General features: G+C 68.5%; 11 protein-coding genes. 8 read left to right on the top strand and 3 right to left on the bottom strand.

The features are described from left to right. Positions 1-249: 249 nt before the first annotated feature. The gene (locus KY572_RS35730; RefSeq protein ID WP_407660060.1) at positions 250-1155 is read left to right on the top strand and encodes a phosphate ABC transporter substrate-binding protein; all 906 of its coding nucleotides are present in this window, start codon (positions 250-252) and stop codon (positions 1153-1155) included. A 113-nt stretch (positions 1156-1268) separates the two neighbouring features. Further along, positions 1269-1424 carry a hypothetical protein gene (locus KY572_RS35725; protein ID WP_224248172.1) on the top strand — a complete coding sequence of 52 codons (156 nt, stop codon included), beginning with the start codon at positions 1269-1271 and terminating at the stop codon, positions 1422-1424. Between the two features lie 63 nt (positions 1425-1487). Here KY572_RS35725 and KY572_RS35720 read toward each other — a convergent pair whose 3' ends face one another. Beyond that, positions 1488-3320 (bottom strand): vWA domain-containing protein, encoded by a 1833-nt coding sequence (locus KY572_RS35720; RefSeq protein WP_224248171.1) that lies wholly within the window; start codon positions 3318-3320, stop codon positions 1488-1490. A gap of 178 nt (positions 3321-3498) precedes the next feature. On the opposite strand from KY572_RS35720, the gene KY572_RS35715 reads away from it, so the two are divergent. Beyond that, complete coding sequence (locus tag KY572_RS35715) at positions 3499-4656, top strand: pyridoxal phosphate-dependent aminotransferase (RefSeq protein WP_224248170.1); 1158 nt, start codon at positions 3499-3501, stop codon at positions 4654-4656. A 65-nt stretch (positions 4657-4721) separates the two neighbouring features. Here KY572_RS35715 and KY572_RS35710 read toward each other — a convergent pair whose 3' ends face one another. Next, positions 4722-5321 (bottom strand): sigma-70 family RNA polymerase sigma factor, encoded by a 600-nt coding sequence (locus tag KY572_RS35710; protein ID WP_224248169.1) that lies wholly within the window; start codon positions 5319-5321, stop codon positions 4722-4724. 205 nt (positions 5322-5526) lie between these two features. Here KY572_RS35710 and KY572_RS35705 point away from each other — a divergent pair, with 205 nt between their 5' ends. From KY572_RS35705 to glgB, 4 genes are read left to right on the top strand one after another with little or no spacing between them, the layout of a single operon-like run. Further along, a complete protein-coding gene (locus tag KY572_RS35705; RefSeq protein ID WP_224248168.1) occupies positions 5527-7521 on the top strand; it encodes an alpha-1,4-glucan--maltose-1-phosphate maltosyltransferase in 1995 nt (664 codons plus the stop codon). A 14-nt stretch (positions 7522-7535) separates the two neighbouring features. Beyond that, positions 7536-9191, top strand: a complete 1656-nt coding sequence (treS, locus tag KY572_RS35700; protein ID WP_224248167.1) for a maltose alpha-D-glucosyltransferase — start codon at positions 7536-7538, stop codon at positions 9189-9191. Continuing rightward, on the top strand, positions 9188-10519 hold the full coding sequence (locus KY572_RS35695; RefSeq protein ID WP_224248166.1) for a phosphotransferase: 1332 nt from the start codon (positions 9188-9190) through the stop codon (positions 10517-10519). The genes treS and KY572_RS35695 overlap by 4 nt, the downstream gene beginning before the upstream one ends. Beyond that, positions 10516-12717 (top strand): 1,4-alpha-glucan branching protein GlgB, encoded by a 2202-nt coding sequence (gene glgB, locus KY572_RS35690; RefSeq protein ID WP_224248165.1) that lies wholly within the window; start codon positions 10516-10518, stop codon positions 12715-12717. The genes KY572_RS35695 and glgB overlap by 4 nt, the downstream gene beginning before the upstream one ends. Positions 12718-12726: 9 nt before the next feature. Here glgB and KY572_RS35685 read toward each other — a convergent pair whose 3' ends face one another. Further along, entirely contained in the window at positions 12727-13248 is a 522-nt protein-coding gene (locus tag KY572_RS35685) for a gamma-glutamylcyclotransferase (RefSeq protein WP_224248164.1), read from the bottom strand. 318 nt (positions 13249-13566) lie between these two features. Between KY572_RS35685 and KY572_RS35680 the strand changes: the two genes are divergently transcribed. Beyond that, positions 13567-13959: hypothetical protein (locus KY572_RS35680; protein WP_224248163.1), on the top strand; the 393-nt coding region annotated here is incomplete at its 3' end.

Raw genomic sequence — 13959 nt, 5'->3', positions numbered from 1 at the left:
CGACAGCGTAGGCCCACCCTGGCCCGCGCTCAATCGGCGCCCGGGGCGACTGTCTCACCATCATCTCGCAGGTTTACTCACACCCCCTCTTTCCAGCCCGAGAGCAGGCGAGCAAGCGAACATGGCGCGGCGAGTCTGAGCCCCGGAACGTCGCGAACGTGACAGCCCTCCACTGATTGCCGACGAGCCAGGACCGCCACGGCCCGAGTTGGCATAGAGGGCCCCAGGCTCTTGGTGGAGGTGCCTCTCATGAAGACGATGCTCCGCGCTCCCCTTCCCTCTCTTCTCGCGCTCTGCCTGATCGCGGCGCTGCCGGCGTGCAAGCGCTCCGAGTCACCCGCTGGCGGCGAGACCGCATCCACGCCCCAGGCGAGCGCCTCCGCAGGCCCGGGTGACGGGAAGGCCGTCACGGTGAAGGGCTCGGACACGATGGTCATCCTCGTGCAGCGCTGGGCGGAGGAGTACATGAAGAAGAACCCGGGCACCACCGTGCAGGTGACGGGCGGAGGCTCGGGCACGGGCATCGCGGCGCTGGTGAACGGCACGACGGACATCGCCACGGCCAGCCGCGCCATCAAGGAAGCGGAGTCACAGCAGGTCCAGTCGCGCTTCAAGGCCCCGCCGAGGGAGCTCGCGGTCGCCAAGGACGGCGTGACGTTCTACGTGAACGAGGCCAACCCGCTCACCTCGCTCACCGAGGAGCAGCTCAAGGGCATCTACCTGGGAGACATCACCAACTGGAAGGACGTGGGCGGCGCGGACACGCCCATCGTCGTCTACTCGCGCGAGAACTCGTCCGGCACCTACGTCTTCGTGAAGGAGCGCGTCCTGGGTGACGCCGACTACACGGAGCGGGCGCTGACGCTGCCGGGCACGGCGGCGGTGGTGAACGCGGTGTCCAAGGAGAAGAACGGCATCGGCTACGGCGGCTCGGCGTACGCCAAGGGCATCCGGGAGCTGAAGGTCCGGGTGGGGACGGAGGAGATCGCCCCATCCCAGGAGAACATCCAGAGCGGGAAGTACCCGCTCGCGCGAAACCTCTTCTTCTACGTCCGAGGCGAGCCGGGCAGCGCCGTGCAGCAGTTCATCGACTACGCGCTCTCACCCGAGGGCCAGCAGATCGTCACGCAGGTGGGCTACTTCCCCGTGAAGTAGTCATCGCGAGCGACTCCCGCAACGGGCGGGTCCGAGCAGACCAGGCGTGCAGGCTCCACCATATCCCGGCCCGGCCTCTTGCCTCCGAGAAGGCAGGGACCAACCGTTGGGGCATGAACCTGCTCATCGTCCTACTGGTCCTGGCGCTCATCTTCGGCGGCGTGGGTCTGGCCGTCGAAGGGTTGAAGTGGATGCTGATCCTCGCCGCGGTGCTCTTCGTAGCCAGCCTCGCGAGCGGCGCGCTGAACCGCGGCCGCCTGCGCGCATAACGCGGTGCCACCCACCCACGAGAGGAGGAGGGATGCGCTCCATCCCTCTCTCCTCTCACGTCGTCACTGCACGAGCCGCTTGATGTCCCCACAGGCGATGTACGAGCCGCCGCCGGACATCTCGATGACCTCGTCCACGACATAGAGGATGCCCTCCTCGCGGATGTCGCGCGGGAAGCGCATGTTGAGGTTGGGATCGTACCCATCCGAGACGACGCGGGCGCGCAGCTTGCTCCCCTCCTTCACGCACTGGACGAGCACGCCATTGCCCACGCTGTTCGTGGTGGGCAGATCCTTCGCCGAGCCCGTCACCTTGGACGCCTTGCCCGTCTTCTTCGGCGCGCCGCCGCCGGAGGAGGCCCGGGCCGAGCGCTCCTGGCCCGGCTGCACCAGCCGCTTGATGCTCCCCTGCGCCCGGTAGAACGTGCCATCCGCGGAGGGCACCAGCTTCTCCACCACGTACGTCACGCCCTCCTCGCGGGCGCTGCGCGGGAACTGGACGTTGAAGCTGGCGTCATAGCCCTGGGAGACGGCCCGGACGCGCAGCTTGCCGCCCTCGCGCTCGCACTTGACGACGACGCCACCCTCCGCGCTGGACACCGCCTCCAGCTCATCCGCCGAGCCGCCCGCCGTGCCACGCAGCGCCAGATCGTTCCGGCTGCGCGTGCCGGCCTGGTACGACTGGTCGCGCATCTCCTTGCGGATGACCGAGTCGTACTTCCTCGACTCCAGGCGCTTCGCGTAGTGCTCGAGCTGATCCACCTCCTCGATCAGCTCGAACGAGCTCTTGTCGATGTTCGCCGACAGCTGCTCGATGGTGTTGCGAAGCTGCTTCGAGGCGCCCGCCAGATCGCCCTTGTCGGCCAGCTCCACGGCCCGATCCTTCACCTGGGCGATGCGCAGGCGGCTCGTCTGCGCCAGCACGTTCTTGTCCGCCGACAGCGCGCTGGCCTCCTCCTCCGAGCCCAGCGTCACCGTCACCGGCAGCTCGCCGCTGAACTCCTTCAGGGCGCCGTCCACCAGCGCCTGGTACTTGTAGGCCAGCGTCATCAGCGGCGCGGTGCCCGGCGTCGCGCCCGCATCCACCGCCAGCTCCACCGCCAGCTGCCGATCCTCGGTGGTGTAGACATCCCCCAGCCCCACCTCCACCTGCTGGCCTCGCGCCTCGAACCGGTAGCGGTTGAGCACGCTGGCCACCTTCACCGTGGGCGCCGGCTGCAGCGTCACCACCAGGTTCTGCGCGGCCACCGAGGACAGGCCCTCGATCTCGATGCCGAACACGCCCTCGGCCTCGTCCGGAGACTGGATGAAGTAGAAGTGCCCCTCGCCCGCTCCGGCCATGCCGATGAGCAGGTCCTCGTTGAAGCTGGTGCCGAACCCCAGCGTCGTCGTGGTGATGCCCGCGCCCGTGGCCTCCTTCACCTTGGCGAGGATGTCCTCCGGCCGGGTGATGCCCACGTTGGCCTGACCGTCCGTCAGCAGCAGCACGCGGTTGATGAGCTCCCTGGACTGCTGCGTCTTCACGTGGCCCACTCCGGCCTGCCAGCCTCCGGTCAGGTTGGTGCAGCCCGCGGCATTCACCCCCGCGATCGCCTTCTCGATGGCCGCCTTGTTCTGCACCTTCTGCGGCGCCAGCACCGTCATGGGCGAGTCGTCGTACGCGACGATCGAGATCCAGTCCTCCGGGCCCATGCGGTCGACCAGGTTGCGCGAGGCCTGCAGCGCGTGCTTGAGCGGCGCGCCCGCCATCGAGCCCGATCGATCGATCACCACGCTGAGGTTGAGCCCCCGCCGGGGGGCCCCCTGAGCCTCGGCTCGGAAGGACACCAGGACATCGACCTTGGACGAGCTGCCAACGGGGAGCACCGGACGACTGAGGGTAAAAGCCGCTTTCATGGGGAATGCCTCCAAAATCTGCACCGGGAGCGTACCGGCACCTACCCACAGCGTCACCCCCAAGGCCCATGAAGGGAGATGTAGACAAGGCACCGCAAGAGAAGAGTGAGGAGAGATCTCATCACGGATCCACTCCTCCTACCTGCCGAGGCTATAGTCCGACCCCACCGGAGGAGAGATGCGTCCGTCCCGAATGATGCGCGTGGTGGGGTTCAACGTCGACCGGGTGGTGTCCGACGCCACCATGGATCCCGAAATACTGCGCCTGGACAATTTCGGTACGGATCTCCCGCCGCCGCCGGATGCGATTGCGGCGACGCGAGAGTCCGTGGGAACGAACGAGGCCAACAGCTACACGCCCTTCACGGGAGCCTCGAGCCTCCGGCAGGCGGTGGCGCAGCGCCTCAAGCGCCAGTGCAACCTCTCGTACGATCCGGATCGTCAGATCGTGATCACGGCGGGCGGCACGCAGGGGCTGATCTCGGCGCTGCTGGCGATCATCGAGCCGGGCGACGAGGTGCTGCTCACGGACCCGACGTACGCGGGGATGATCCACCGCGTCACGTTCGCGGGCGGCGTGCCGATGTTCGTGCCGATGAAGGTGGTGGATCGCAAGTGGCGGCTGGACCTGGACATGCTGCGCGCGATGGTGACCAGCCGCACGCGCGCGATGGTGATCTCCAACCCGAACATGCCGGCGGGGCACGTGCTGACGGAGGCCGAGTGGATGGCCATCCGCGAGCTGTGCGTCACGCGCAACCTGTGGCTCTTGTACGACGCCGCGCTGGAGAACGTGCTCTATGACGGGCTGCCGCTGCGGCACCCGGCGACGCTGACGGGCATGCCGGAGCGCACGCTGATCGTGGGCTCGGTCTCCAAGGAGTTCCGGATGATCGGCTGGCGCATCGGCTGGATCGCCGGGCCGCCGAAGGTGATGACGGACGTCTTCTACACGCACAGCTACCTGGTGATCGCGCCGCCGGGCATCGCGCAGAAGGGCGCGGAGGTGGCGCTGCGCTCGGAGGACTCGGGAGTGCCTGCGGCGCTGGCCGAGTGGAAGAAGCGGCGCGATCTGGTGCTGGAGCAGCTCGAGGGCCTGCCGGTGATCATCCCCGAGGGTGGCTGGAGCATGCTGCTGGACGCGCACGCGCTGGGCTACAGCGCCACGGACGCGGCCTCCATCCTGATGTCGCAGGCGAAGGTGGCGGCCACGCCGATGACGAACTGGGGCTCGTCGGTGGCCGAGCGCTACATCCGCCTCGTGTTCAGCTACGAGCCGCAGGAGCGGCTCAAGCTGCTGCGCGATCGGCTGCGCCGCACCTCGCTGCTCCCGTAGCGGGGCGTTGCCATTCGGGGGGTCGGCGTGCTTCGGCGCGTCGGCCCCTACTGCTGTCCGCGGTCTTACCCCCGTAAAGCTGAGTCTCGCAGCAGCGCCGCCAGCTTCTCCAGCGCCAGCCGGGCCCGTGTCTTCACCGTGCCCAGCGGATCCCCGGTCCGCTCCGCGATCTCCCGCTGGGACAGGCCCTCGAAGTAGGCCAGCTCCACCACCGCTCGCTGCTCGGGCGGCAGCTCCCGCATCGCGGCGGCCACCCGGGCCCGGTCCTGCCCCTGCGACGCCGCCTCCGCCGGGCTCACCGGCGTGGCGCTGGTCGGCGGGGGTTGGTGCGTCACATCCTCGGCAATCCGGGCCACCGTGCCCATCGCCCGGCGCCGATCGATCGCCCGCGTCCGCGCGATCGTCGTCACCCACGTCTCCACCCCACCCCGGCTCGGATCGAACTCCCGGGCGCGGCGCCACACCTCCAGGAATGTCTCCTGGAGCACCTCCTCCGCGTCCGCCCGCGAGCCCAGCACCCTGAGCACCACCGCCCAGGCCCTCCCGGAGCACCGCGCATAGACGGCTCGCATCGCGGCGCTGCTGCCCAGGGCCACCTGCTGCAAGAGGGCCCGGTCAGCCGCTGGATCGCTTGCTCGTTCAGCGGGGGGATCGGAAGGCGCCATCTGGCTACCGGATACCGCAACCACGGTCAGGGCCCCACCTTTTAGCACCGATGCCTGCGCCCGATCCCAATCCCTGGGCGGCCTCCCGGCGCGCCCTGAACGTTCACTCGCCAACTCCGCCATGCACGGAGCCGTCCGGGATCAACGTCCCCGCGTCATGGTGCCCGGAGACACGTAACCGGCCTGATAAGGCCGGCCTGTCCTTATGAGCTCACGAATCGGAAGTGTCGTCATCGAGAGCGTCCGCCCCGAGCTGGACGCAGGTCGCTTCCCCGTCAAACGCATCGCCGGGGAGGGCTTCAAGGTCGAGGCCGATCTCTTCAAGGAAGGTCACGACGTCCTCGTCGCCATCGTCCGCTGGCGCCAGGCCAGCCCCGCCGGCCAGGAGACCGAGTGGGCCGAGGTGCCCATGAAGGCGCTCGGCAACGATCTCTGGACCGCCGAGTTCCCCCTGGCCCGCATCGGGCGCTACCAGTTCACCGTGGAGGCCTGGCCGGACCTCTTCGCCACCTGGGCCTCCGAGCTCAAGCGCAAGGTGGACGCCGGCCGGGACGTGCGCAGTGAGCTGCTCGAGGGCTCCGCGCTCCTGGAGGGTGCCGCCGAGCGCGCCCGCGCCGTCAGCGCCGACGAGGCCCAGGCGCTCGCCGACGCCGCGAAGAAGCTCAAGCAGCCGCCCTCGCCCGATCTCATCTTCGTCGCCCTGGCCCCCGAGCTGGTCCGGCTCGCGGGCCGGTACGCCGATCGCTCGCTGGCCACCCGCTACGATCGCGTGCTCGAGGTCGCCGTCGAGCGCGAGCGCGCCCGCACCGGTGCCTGGTACGAGTTCTTCCCGCGCTCGGCCGTACGGGACGGCAAGACGCACGGCACCTTCAAGGACGCCGAGCGGTGGCTGCCCTACATCCAGTCCCTGGGCTTCGACACCATCTACCTGCCGCCCATCCACCCCATCGGCCGCACCGCCCGCAAGGGGAAGAACAACAGCCTGCGCGCCGAGCCCGATGACGTGGGCAGCCCGTGGGCCATCGGCGCCGCCGAGGGCGGCCACAAGGCCATCCACCCGCAGCTGGGCACCCTGGAGGACTTCCGCTCCTTCATCAAGGCCGCGGAGCTGCATGGCATCGAGATCGCCCTGGACGTGGCCTTCCAGTGCTCGCCCGATCACCCTTACGTGAAGGAGCACCCCGAGTGGTTCCTCCACCGGCCGGACGGCACCATCAAGACGGCGGAGAACCCTCCGAAGCGCTACGAGGACATCGTCAACTTCGACTGGATGGGCCCGGGCCGCGAGACGCTCTGGCCGGAGCTCGAGTCCGTGGTGCTGCACTGGGTGGAGCAGGGCGTGCGCGTCTTCCGCGTGGACAACCCGCACACCAAGCCGCTGCAGTTCTGGGCCTGGCTCATCCGCCGCGTGCACGAGGTGCACCCGGACGTGGTGTTCCTCTCGGAGGCCTTCACCCGCCCCAAGGTGATGAAGGCCCTGGCGAAGATCGGCTTCACCCAGTCCTACACCTACTTCACCTGGCGTAACTTCAAGCAGGAGATCCAGGAGTACCTGGAGGAGATCACCTCTCCGCCCGTCTCCGAGTACTTCCGCGGCAACCTCTGGCCCAACACGCCGGACATCCTCCCGGAGCACCTCCAGCGCGCCGGCCCGAGCATGTTCCGCATCCGCGTGGCGCTGGCCTCCACCCTCTCCTCCTCGTACGGCATCTACTGCGGCTACGAGCTATGTGAGAACCGCCCGCTGCCCGGCAAGGAGGAGTACATCGACTCGGAGAAGTACCAGCTCGTCGCCTGGGATCTGGAGCGGCCCGGCCACATCCGCGACTGGATCCGCAAGCTGAACACCGCGCGCAAGGAGCACCGCGCGCTCCAGCTCTACGACAACCTGCGCTTCCACGGCTCCAACAACGAGCGCGTGCTCTTCTATGGAAAGAGCACCCCGGACCGCTCCAGCCAGGTGCTCGTCGCCGTGAGCCTGGATCCGCACTCGCCCCAGGACGCCATCCTCGACGTGCCGCTCGAGGCGCTGGGGATCCAGCCCGATGAGACGTACCAGGTGCACGAGTTGATGACAGACGAGCGTCGGCTCTGGCAGGGTCCGCACGCTCAGGTGCACCTCACCCCGGACCAGCCGGCGGCCATCTGGGCGGTGTACCGCTTCCGCCGCACCGAGCAGGCGTTCGACTACTACGAGTGACACCCGAGAGGCGTATGGAACAGGACCCGCTTTGGTACAAGAAGGCCCTCATCTACGAGCTCCATATTCGCGCGTTCCACGACTCGAACGCGGACGGCCACGGGGACATCCCCGGCCTCATCGAGAAGCTGCCGTACCTGCAGGACCTGGGCGTGGACTGCCTCTGGCTGCTGCCCCACTACCCCTCGCCGCTGCGCGATGACGGCTACGACATCGCCGACTTCTACGCCGTCCACCCGGACTACGGCACGCTGGCGGACTTCCAGCGCCTGGTGGAGGCCGCCCACCAGCGCGGCATCCGCATCATCACGGAGCTGGTCGTCAACCACACCAGCGATCAGCACCCGTGGTTCCAGGAGTCCCGCCGCGATCCGAAGAGCCCCAAGCGCGACTGGTACGTCTGGAGCGACACGGACGACAGGTACAAGGGCACGCGCATCATCTTCCTGGACACCGAGCGCTCCAACTGGACGTGGGATCCGGTGGCCAAGCAGTACTTCTGGCACCGCTTCTTCAGCCACCAGCCGGACCTCAACTACGACAACCCCGAGGTCCAGGAGGCCATGCTGGACGTCATGCGCTTCTGGCTGAACATGGGGGTGGACGGGTTCCGGTGCGACGCGGTGCCCTACCTCTTCGAGCGCGAGGGCACCAACTGCGAGAACCTCCCGGAGACGCACGCCTTCCTCAAGCGCCTGCGCAAGACGATCGACACCGAGTACCCGAACAAGATGCTGCTGGCCGAGGCCAACCAGTGGCCCGCGGACGTGCGCGTCTACTTCGGCGAGGGGGACGAGTTCCACATGGGGTTCCACTTCCCCGTGATGCCCCGCCTCTTCATGGCGGTGCGCAAGGAGGACCGCACGCCCATCGTCGAAATCCTCCAGCAGACGCCGGACATCCCGGACAACTGCCAGTGGGCCATCTTCCTGCGCAACCACGACGAGCTGACGCTGGAGATGGTCACGGACGAGGACCGCGACTACATGTACCGGGAGTACGCGATGGACCCCCGGATGCGGATCAACCTCGGCATCCGCCGCCGGCTGGCCCCGCTGATGGACAACGGCCGCCGCCGCATCGAGCTGATGCACAGCCTGCTGTTCACCCTGCCCGGCACGCCCGTCATGTACTACGGCGACGAGATCGGCATGGGGGACAACATCTACCTGGGCGATCGCAACGGCGTGCGCACGCCCATGCAGTGGACGGGCGACCGCAACGCGGGCTTCAGCCGGGCCGACGGCGCGCGGCTGTACGCCCCGGTGATCGGCGACCCGGTGTACGGCTACCAGGCCATCAACGTGGAGGCCCAGGAGCGCATCAAGACGTCGCTGCTGCACTGGGTGAAGCGGCTCATCAAGGTGCGCCAGCGCTACCCCGCCTTCGCCCTGGGCCGGCTGCGCTTCGTCAACCCGGACAACCGCCGGGTGCTGGCCTTCACCCGCGAGTGGGAGGGGCAGACGATCCTCATCATCTGCAACCTGTCCCGCTTCGCGCAGCCCGCGGTGCTGGATCTGCGCGAGTTCGAGGGCCAGGTCCCCGTGGAGCTCATGGGAGAAACCCCCTTCCCACGCATCTCGTCCCTGCCGTATCAGCTGTCCCTGGGCCCGTACATGTTCCTGTGGTTCCGGCTGGAGAAACCCCTTCCCGGGAGGACGAACCCGTGACACCCGTGGATCTCACCAAGCTGCCCGAGTACCTGAAGCAGCAGCGCTGGTTCAGCGGCAAGGCGTGGCCTATCAAGTCCGTGTCCGTGGTGGATCACGCCACGCTGGACTTCGGCCCGTGCGCCTTCAGCCTCGCCATCGTGGAGGTGCTGTACGAGCTGGGCAAGTCCGAGCGCTACCAGCTGCCGGTGAAGCCGGCCGCGGACGGCATCCAGGACGCGCTCGAGGACGTGGACTGCCTGCGCGCCCTCTTCCAGCTCATCCGCGAGCAGCGCCAGGTCTCCTCCGCCTCCGGAAGACTGCACGGCGAGTGGCTGAACACCCCGGACGCGCAGCTCGCCCTGCCCGACCCGACGCCCGTGCGCCGCCTCATGGTGGAGCAGAGCAACACCTCCGTCGTCATCGGCGAGAAGGCGATCCTCAAGATCATCCGCAAGCTGGAGGCGGGGGTGAACCCGGAGCACGAGATGGGGCGCTTCCTGGCCACGCGCACCTCGTTCCGGGCCACGCCCACGCTGCTGGGCGCGCTGCGCCTGGAGGGCCCCTCGGGCGGAACCGTCGCGCTGGTGCACCGCTTCGTGCCCAGCGCGGTGGATGGGTGGAAGTACACGCTGGAGCGCTTCCGCAAGCCGGGCGAGCTGGACGCTCCCTTCCTGGAGGAGATGCGCGAGCTGGGCCGGCGCCTGGGCGAGCTGCACCGCGCCCTCTCCTCCGACACCCAGGATCCGGACTTCGCTCCGGAGCCGGTGCTGCAGGAGGATCTGCAGCGCTGGAGCGCCTCCATCATGGGCGAGCTGGGCGTGACGCTGGCGGACGCGGGCCGGCTGCACGCGGATCTCGAGAACCAGCGCGAGCGGCTGCTGGAGCATGCGAGGCGACTGGCGCACGTGGCCCCGTCCGGGCAGAAGATCCGCATCCACGGCGATCTGCACCTGGGCCAGGTGCTGCGCACCGAGGGCCAGTGGCTCATCTTCGACTTCGAGGGCGAGCCGTCCCGCACCTTCACCCAGCGCCGCGAGAAGTACTCGCCGCTGCGGGACGTGGCGGGGATGCTGCGCTCGTTCGACTACGCCGAGGCCACCGTGCTGCTGGAGGGCAACCCGCCCACCGCGCGCATGGCGCCCTCGCGGGATGCGTTCCTGGAAGGCTACCGGGAGGCCACGCGCGGCGCGGCCTTCCTGCCGGCCGACGACGGCACCTTCTGGACGATGCTGCGCGCGTTCGAATTGGAGAAGCTGCTCTACGAAGTGCGTTATGAGCTGCAGAACCGCCCGGACTGGGTGCGAATCCCCGTCCAGGCCCTCTTGCGGATGGAGGAGCCGAAGTGAAGAAGCCCGCTGACCGGCAGCAGATCGACGCGGAGATCCAGCAGATCATCGAGCTGCGGCACCCGGAGCCTCACCGGGTGCTCGGCATCCACCCGGACGGGGACGGCGTGGTGGTGCGCGCCTTCCGCCCTGACGCCACCGCCATCCATGTCGTGCCCGACTTCGGCGGGCGCATCCCCATGGAGCACCGCAAGGGCGGCGTCTTCGAGGCGCGGCTCAACGGGCGCACCGACATCTTCAACTACCTGATCGAGGTGGAGTACCCGGGCGCCAGGTCCTTCACCCTGAGGGATCCGTACAGCTTCCTGCCCACCATCGGTGAGCTGGACCTGTACTACGCGGGCGAGGGCCGGCACGAGAAGCTCTGGGATCGCATGGGCGCGCACCTCATCCACCACAACGGGGTGGCCGGGGTGTCCTTCGCGGTGTGGGCGCCCACGGCGGCCGGCGTGTCCGTGGTGGGGGACTTCAACAGCTGGGACGGTCGCCTGCACGCCATGCGGCGCATGGGCGCCTCGGGCATCTGGGAGCTGTTCATCCCCGAGGTGGGCGAGGGCACGCGCTACAAGTTCGAGATCCGGCCCAACCACGGCGGCCCGCCGCTCCTCAAGGCGGACCCGTTCGCCTTCCGCACCGAGGTGCCGCCAGCCACCGCGTCCGTGGTGCACGATCTGCACCGCTTCAGCTGGTCGGACGAGACGTGGCTGACCCGCCGCGGCGAGGGCGAGCCCACGCAGAAGCCCTGGAGCGTGTACGAGGTGCACATCGGCTCGTGGCGGCGCGTCGTGGAGGACGGCGACCGGCCGATGACGTACCGGGAGCTGGCCCCCGCGCTGAGCGACTACGTCAAGCGCATGGGCTTCACGCACGTGGAGTTCCTGCCCGTCTCGGAGCACCCGTATGGCCCGTCCTGGGGCTACCAGGTGGGCAACTACTTCGCGCCCAGCGCGCGCTTCGGGCACCCGGACGACTTCCGCTTCCTGGTCAACAGCCTGCACGAGCAGGGCATCGGGGTGATCGTCGACTGGGTGCCGGGCCACTTCCCCAAGGACGCGCACGCGCTGGGCAGGTTCGACGGCACGGCGCTCTACGAGCACGCCGATCCGCGCCAGGGCACGCAGCCGGACTGGGGCACGCTGGTCTTCAACTTCGGCCGCAACGAGGTGCGCAACTTCCTCATCGCCAACGCGCTCTTCTGGATCGAGGAGTACCACGTGGATGGCCTGCGCGTGGACGCGGTGGCCTCCATGCTCTACCTGGACTACAGCCGCCGCGCGGGCGAGTGGGTCCCCAACCGCTGGGGCGGCCGAGAGAACGAGGAGGCCATCGCCTTCCTGCGCGAGCTGAACGACGCGGTGAGCCGCAAGCACCCGGGCGTGGTGGTGATCGCCGAGGAGTCCACCGCGTGGCCCAAGGTGAGCCAGCCCGTCAAGGAGGGCGGCCTGGGCTTCCACTTCAAGTGGAACATGGGGTGGATGCACGACACGCTGCTCTACTTCTCCAAGGATCCGATCTTCCGGCAGTACCACCACAACAACATGACGTTCGGCCTGCTCTACGCCTTCAGCGAGCACTTCATGCTGCCGCTGAGCCATGACGAGGTGGTGCACGGCAAGGGCTCGCTGTACGGGAAGATGCCGGGCGATCCGTGGCAGAAGCGCGCCAACCTGCGCTCGCTGCTGGCGTGGATGTGGGCGCACCCGGGCAAGAAGCTGCTCTTCATGGGCGGCGAGTTCGGTCAGCACGCCGAGTGGAGCAGCGATCGCAGCCTGGACTGGCACCTGACGGAGGATGCGGGGCACCGAGGCATCCAGAACCTGGTGGCGGACCTCAACCGCGTGTACCGGGACGTGCCCGCGCTGTACGACGCGGACAGCGAGCCCATGGGCTTCCAGTGGCTGCAGCCGGACGCGGCCGCCTCCAACGTGTTCGCCTTCATCCGGCGCTCGCGCAGCCCGGGACGGCACGTGGTCTGCGTGGCGAACCTCTCGCCAGTGCCGCGCGAGGGCTACCGCGTCGGCTTCCCGCGCGTGGGCTCCTACCAGGAGGTGCTCAACACGGACGCGGGCGAGTACGGCGGCGCGGGCCTCGGCAACATGGGGCAGATCCAGACGGAAGCCCACCCGTGGGACGGGCAGGAGGCCTCGGCGGCGGTGACGCTCCCGCCGCTCTCGGTGGTCTGGTTCATCCCCGGCTGACCGCGGCCCCTACTCTCCCCTGCGCAGCCGCTCCACGTAGGCGGCCGGGAGCCCCGCGCTCTCGGCGCCTCGCACCAGCGCCTCGATGAAGCGGGGGCTGAGGGGGCCCTCCGTGGAGGCACGCCGCGGCGACGTCGTGAAGGCCGTGGCCTCCGCCTCCTTGCCCTCCAGCCGGACGCGCACCGGGCGCTCGACGCACATGCCCGTGACGAAGCCCTCCTTGTGCTGGATGATGGGCCAGTCCTTGCCCGCAATCTCGAAGACGCGCCCGAACACGCTGCGCCCTGGCGCATCCGTCAGCCCGGCCACGCGTCCACCCCACCACCTCGAGGGGAAGTCGTAGACGAGGTCCACGTCGAGCGCCTCGGCCAGCCGTCCCTCGGGCAGCTGGAAGAAGTCGTAACCGTGTTGCGATCGCCACTCCTCGAAAGCGGCGCGGTCGAGGATCGTCGAGTACGCGAAGTACAGCCGCGAGCCCGTCTGCGCCGCCGCCTCCCGCGCCTTCATCACCTGATCGTAGTGCGAGTCCATGTGCCCTCCGCGCGCCTGTCTCTCAGAGCGCGAGAATCCCTGTCCATTTCATCCCGCTTCTGGGACGGGAGCTGTCCTGAAGTGGGACGCGGCGCAAGGAGCCACATCACTCCAGAAGCCGAACACCCGAACAATTGTTCGTCATTTGAAATTTGGAGCCCGAACGTGCTACGGGTCCCAAGTGGGATGAGTGCCCTTTGACCCCCCTAGGGGCTCACACCACCGGATCCGCATCGAGCGCGTGTGGATCTCGCTCATCGTAGCGCTCGGATGTCGGGGCAAATAAACATGACGAACTCAGCAACCCGGAGGCCTTCCGTGGGCTTCCGAGCCAAGAGCACTCGAGTGCTCGGGCTGGTAGGGATGGTTTCGCTGATGGCCTGCGGTGGCGCCGAGAACGCGCCGGCCAACGGGTCACGCGAGGGCGTCCGTACGGAGATCACGACGCACAAGGTGCAGCTGTCCGCGGAGCAGGCGAAGCTGCTCGAGAAGAGCGGCGCCAACGTCCAGGTCATCGCCGACTATGACGCGTTCAAGATCGTCCAGGTCGATGCCAAGGCGATGGCGGCCCTTCCCGAGGGCGCCGAGCTGCGCGACGACTTCGACGACATCCTTCTGAACGCGGGCACGATCAACACCGCGTCGCCCCACGGCCAGTCCCTGCGTGGGATGAAGCTGCCGGCCTCCGGCAAGGCCCTGCACATCGTGCAG

Origin of the sequence: Hyalangium gracile (assembly GCF_020103725.1) — a bacterium.
Classification (GTDB): domain Bacteria; phylum Myxococcota; class Myxococcia; order Myxococcales; family Myxococcaceae; genus Hyalangium; species Hyalangium gracile.
The sequence above is the reverse complement of the archived record's forward strand: the minus strand, read 5'-3'. Positions and strand labels throughout refer to the sequence as shown.

What these genes read in the sequence shown, in the direction of transcription:
- KY572_RS35705 (WP_224248168.1), top strand. Translation starts at nt 5,527, where the DNA reads ATGAGCTCACGAATCGGAAGTGTCGTCATCGAGAGCGTCCGCCCCGAG.
- KY572_RS35730 (WP_407660060.1), top strand. Translation starts at nt 250, where the DNA reads ATGAAGACGATGCTCCGCGCTCCCCTTCCCTCTCTTCTCGCGCTCTGC.
- KY572_RS35710 (WP_224248169.1), bottom strand. Translation starts at nt 5,321, where the DNA reads ATGGCGCCTTCCGATCCCCCCGCTGAACGAGCAAGCGATCCAGCGGCT.
- KY572_RS35685 (WP_224248164.1), bottom strand. Translation starts at nt 13,248, where the DNA reads ATGGACTCGCACTACGATCAGGTGATGAAGGCGCGGGAGGCGGCGGCG.
- KY572_RS35725 (WP_224248172.1), top strand. Translation starts at nt 1,269, where the DNA reads ATGAACCTGCTCATCGTCCTACTGGTCCTGGCGCTCATCTTCGGCGGC.
- KY572_RS35720 (WP_224248171.1), bottom strand. Translation starts at nt 3,320, where the DNA reads ATGAAAGCGGCTTTTACCCTCAGTCGTCCGGTGCTCCCCGTTGGCAGC.
- KY572_RS35715 (WP_224248170.1), top strand. Translation starts at nt 3,499, where the DNA reads ATGCGTCCGTCCCGAATGATGCGCGTGGTGGGGTTCAACGTCGACCGG.
- treS (WP_224248167.1), top strand. Translation starts at nt 7,536, where the DNA reads ATGGAACAGGACCCGCTTTGGTACAAGAAGGCCCTCATCTACGAGCTC.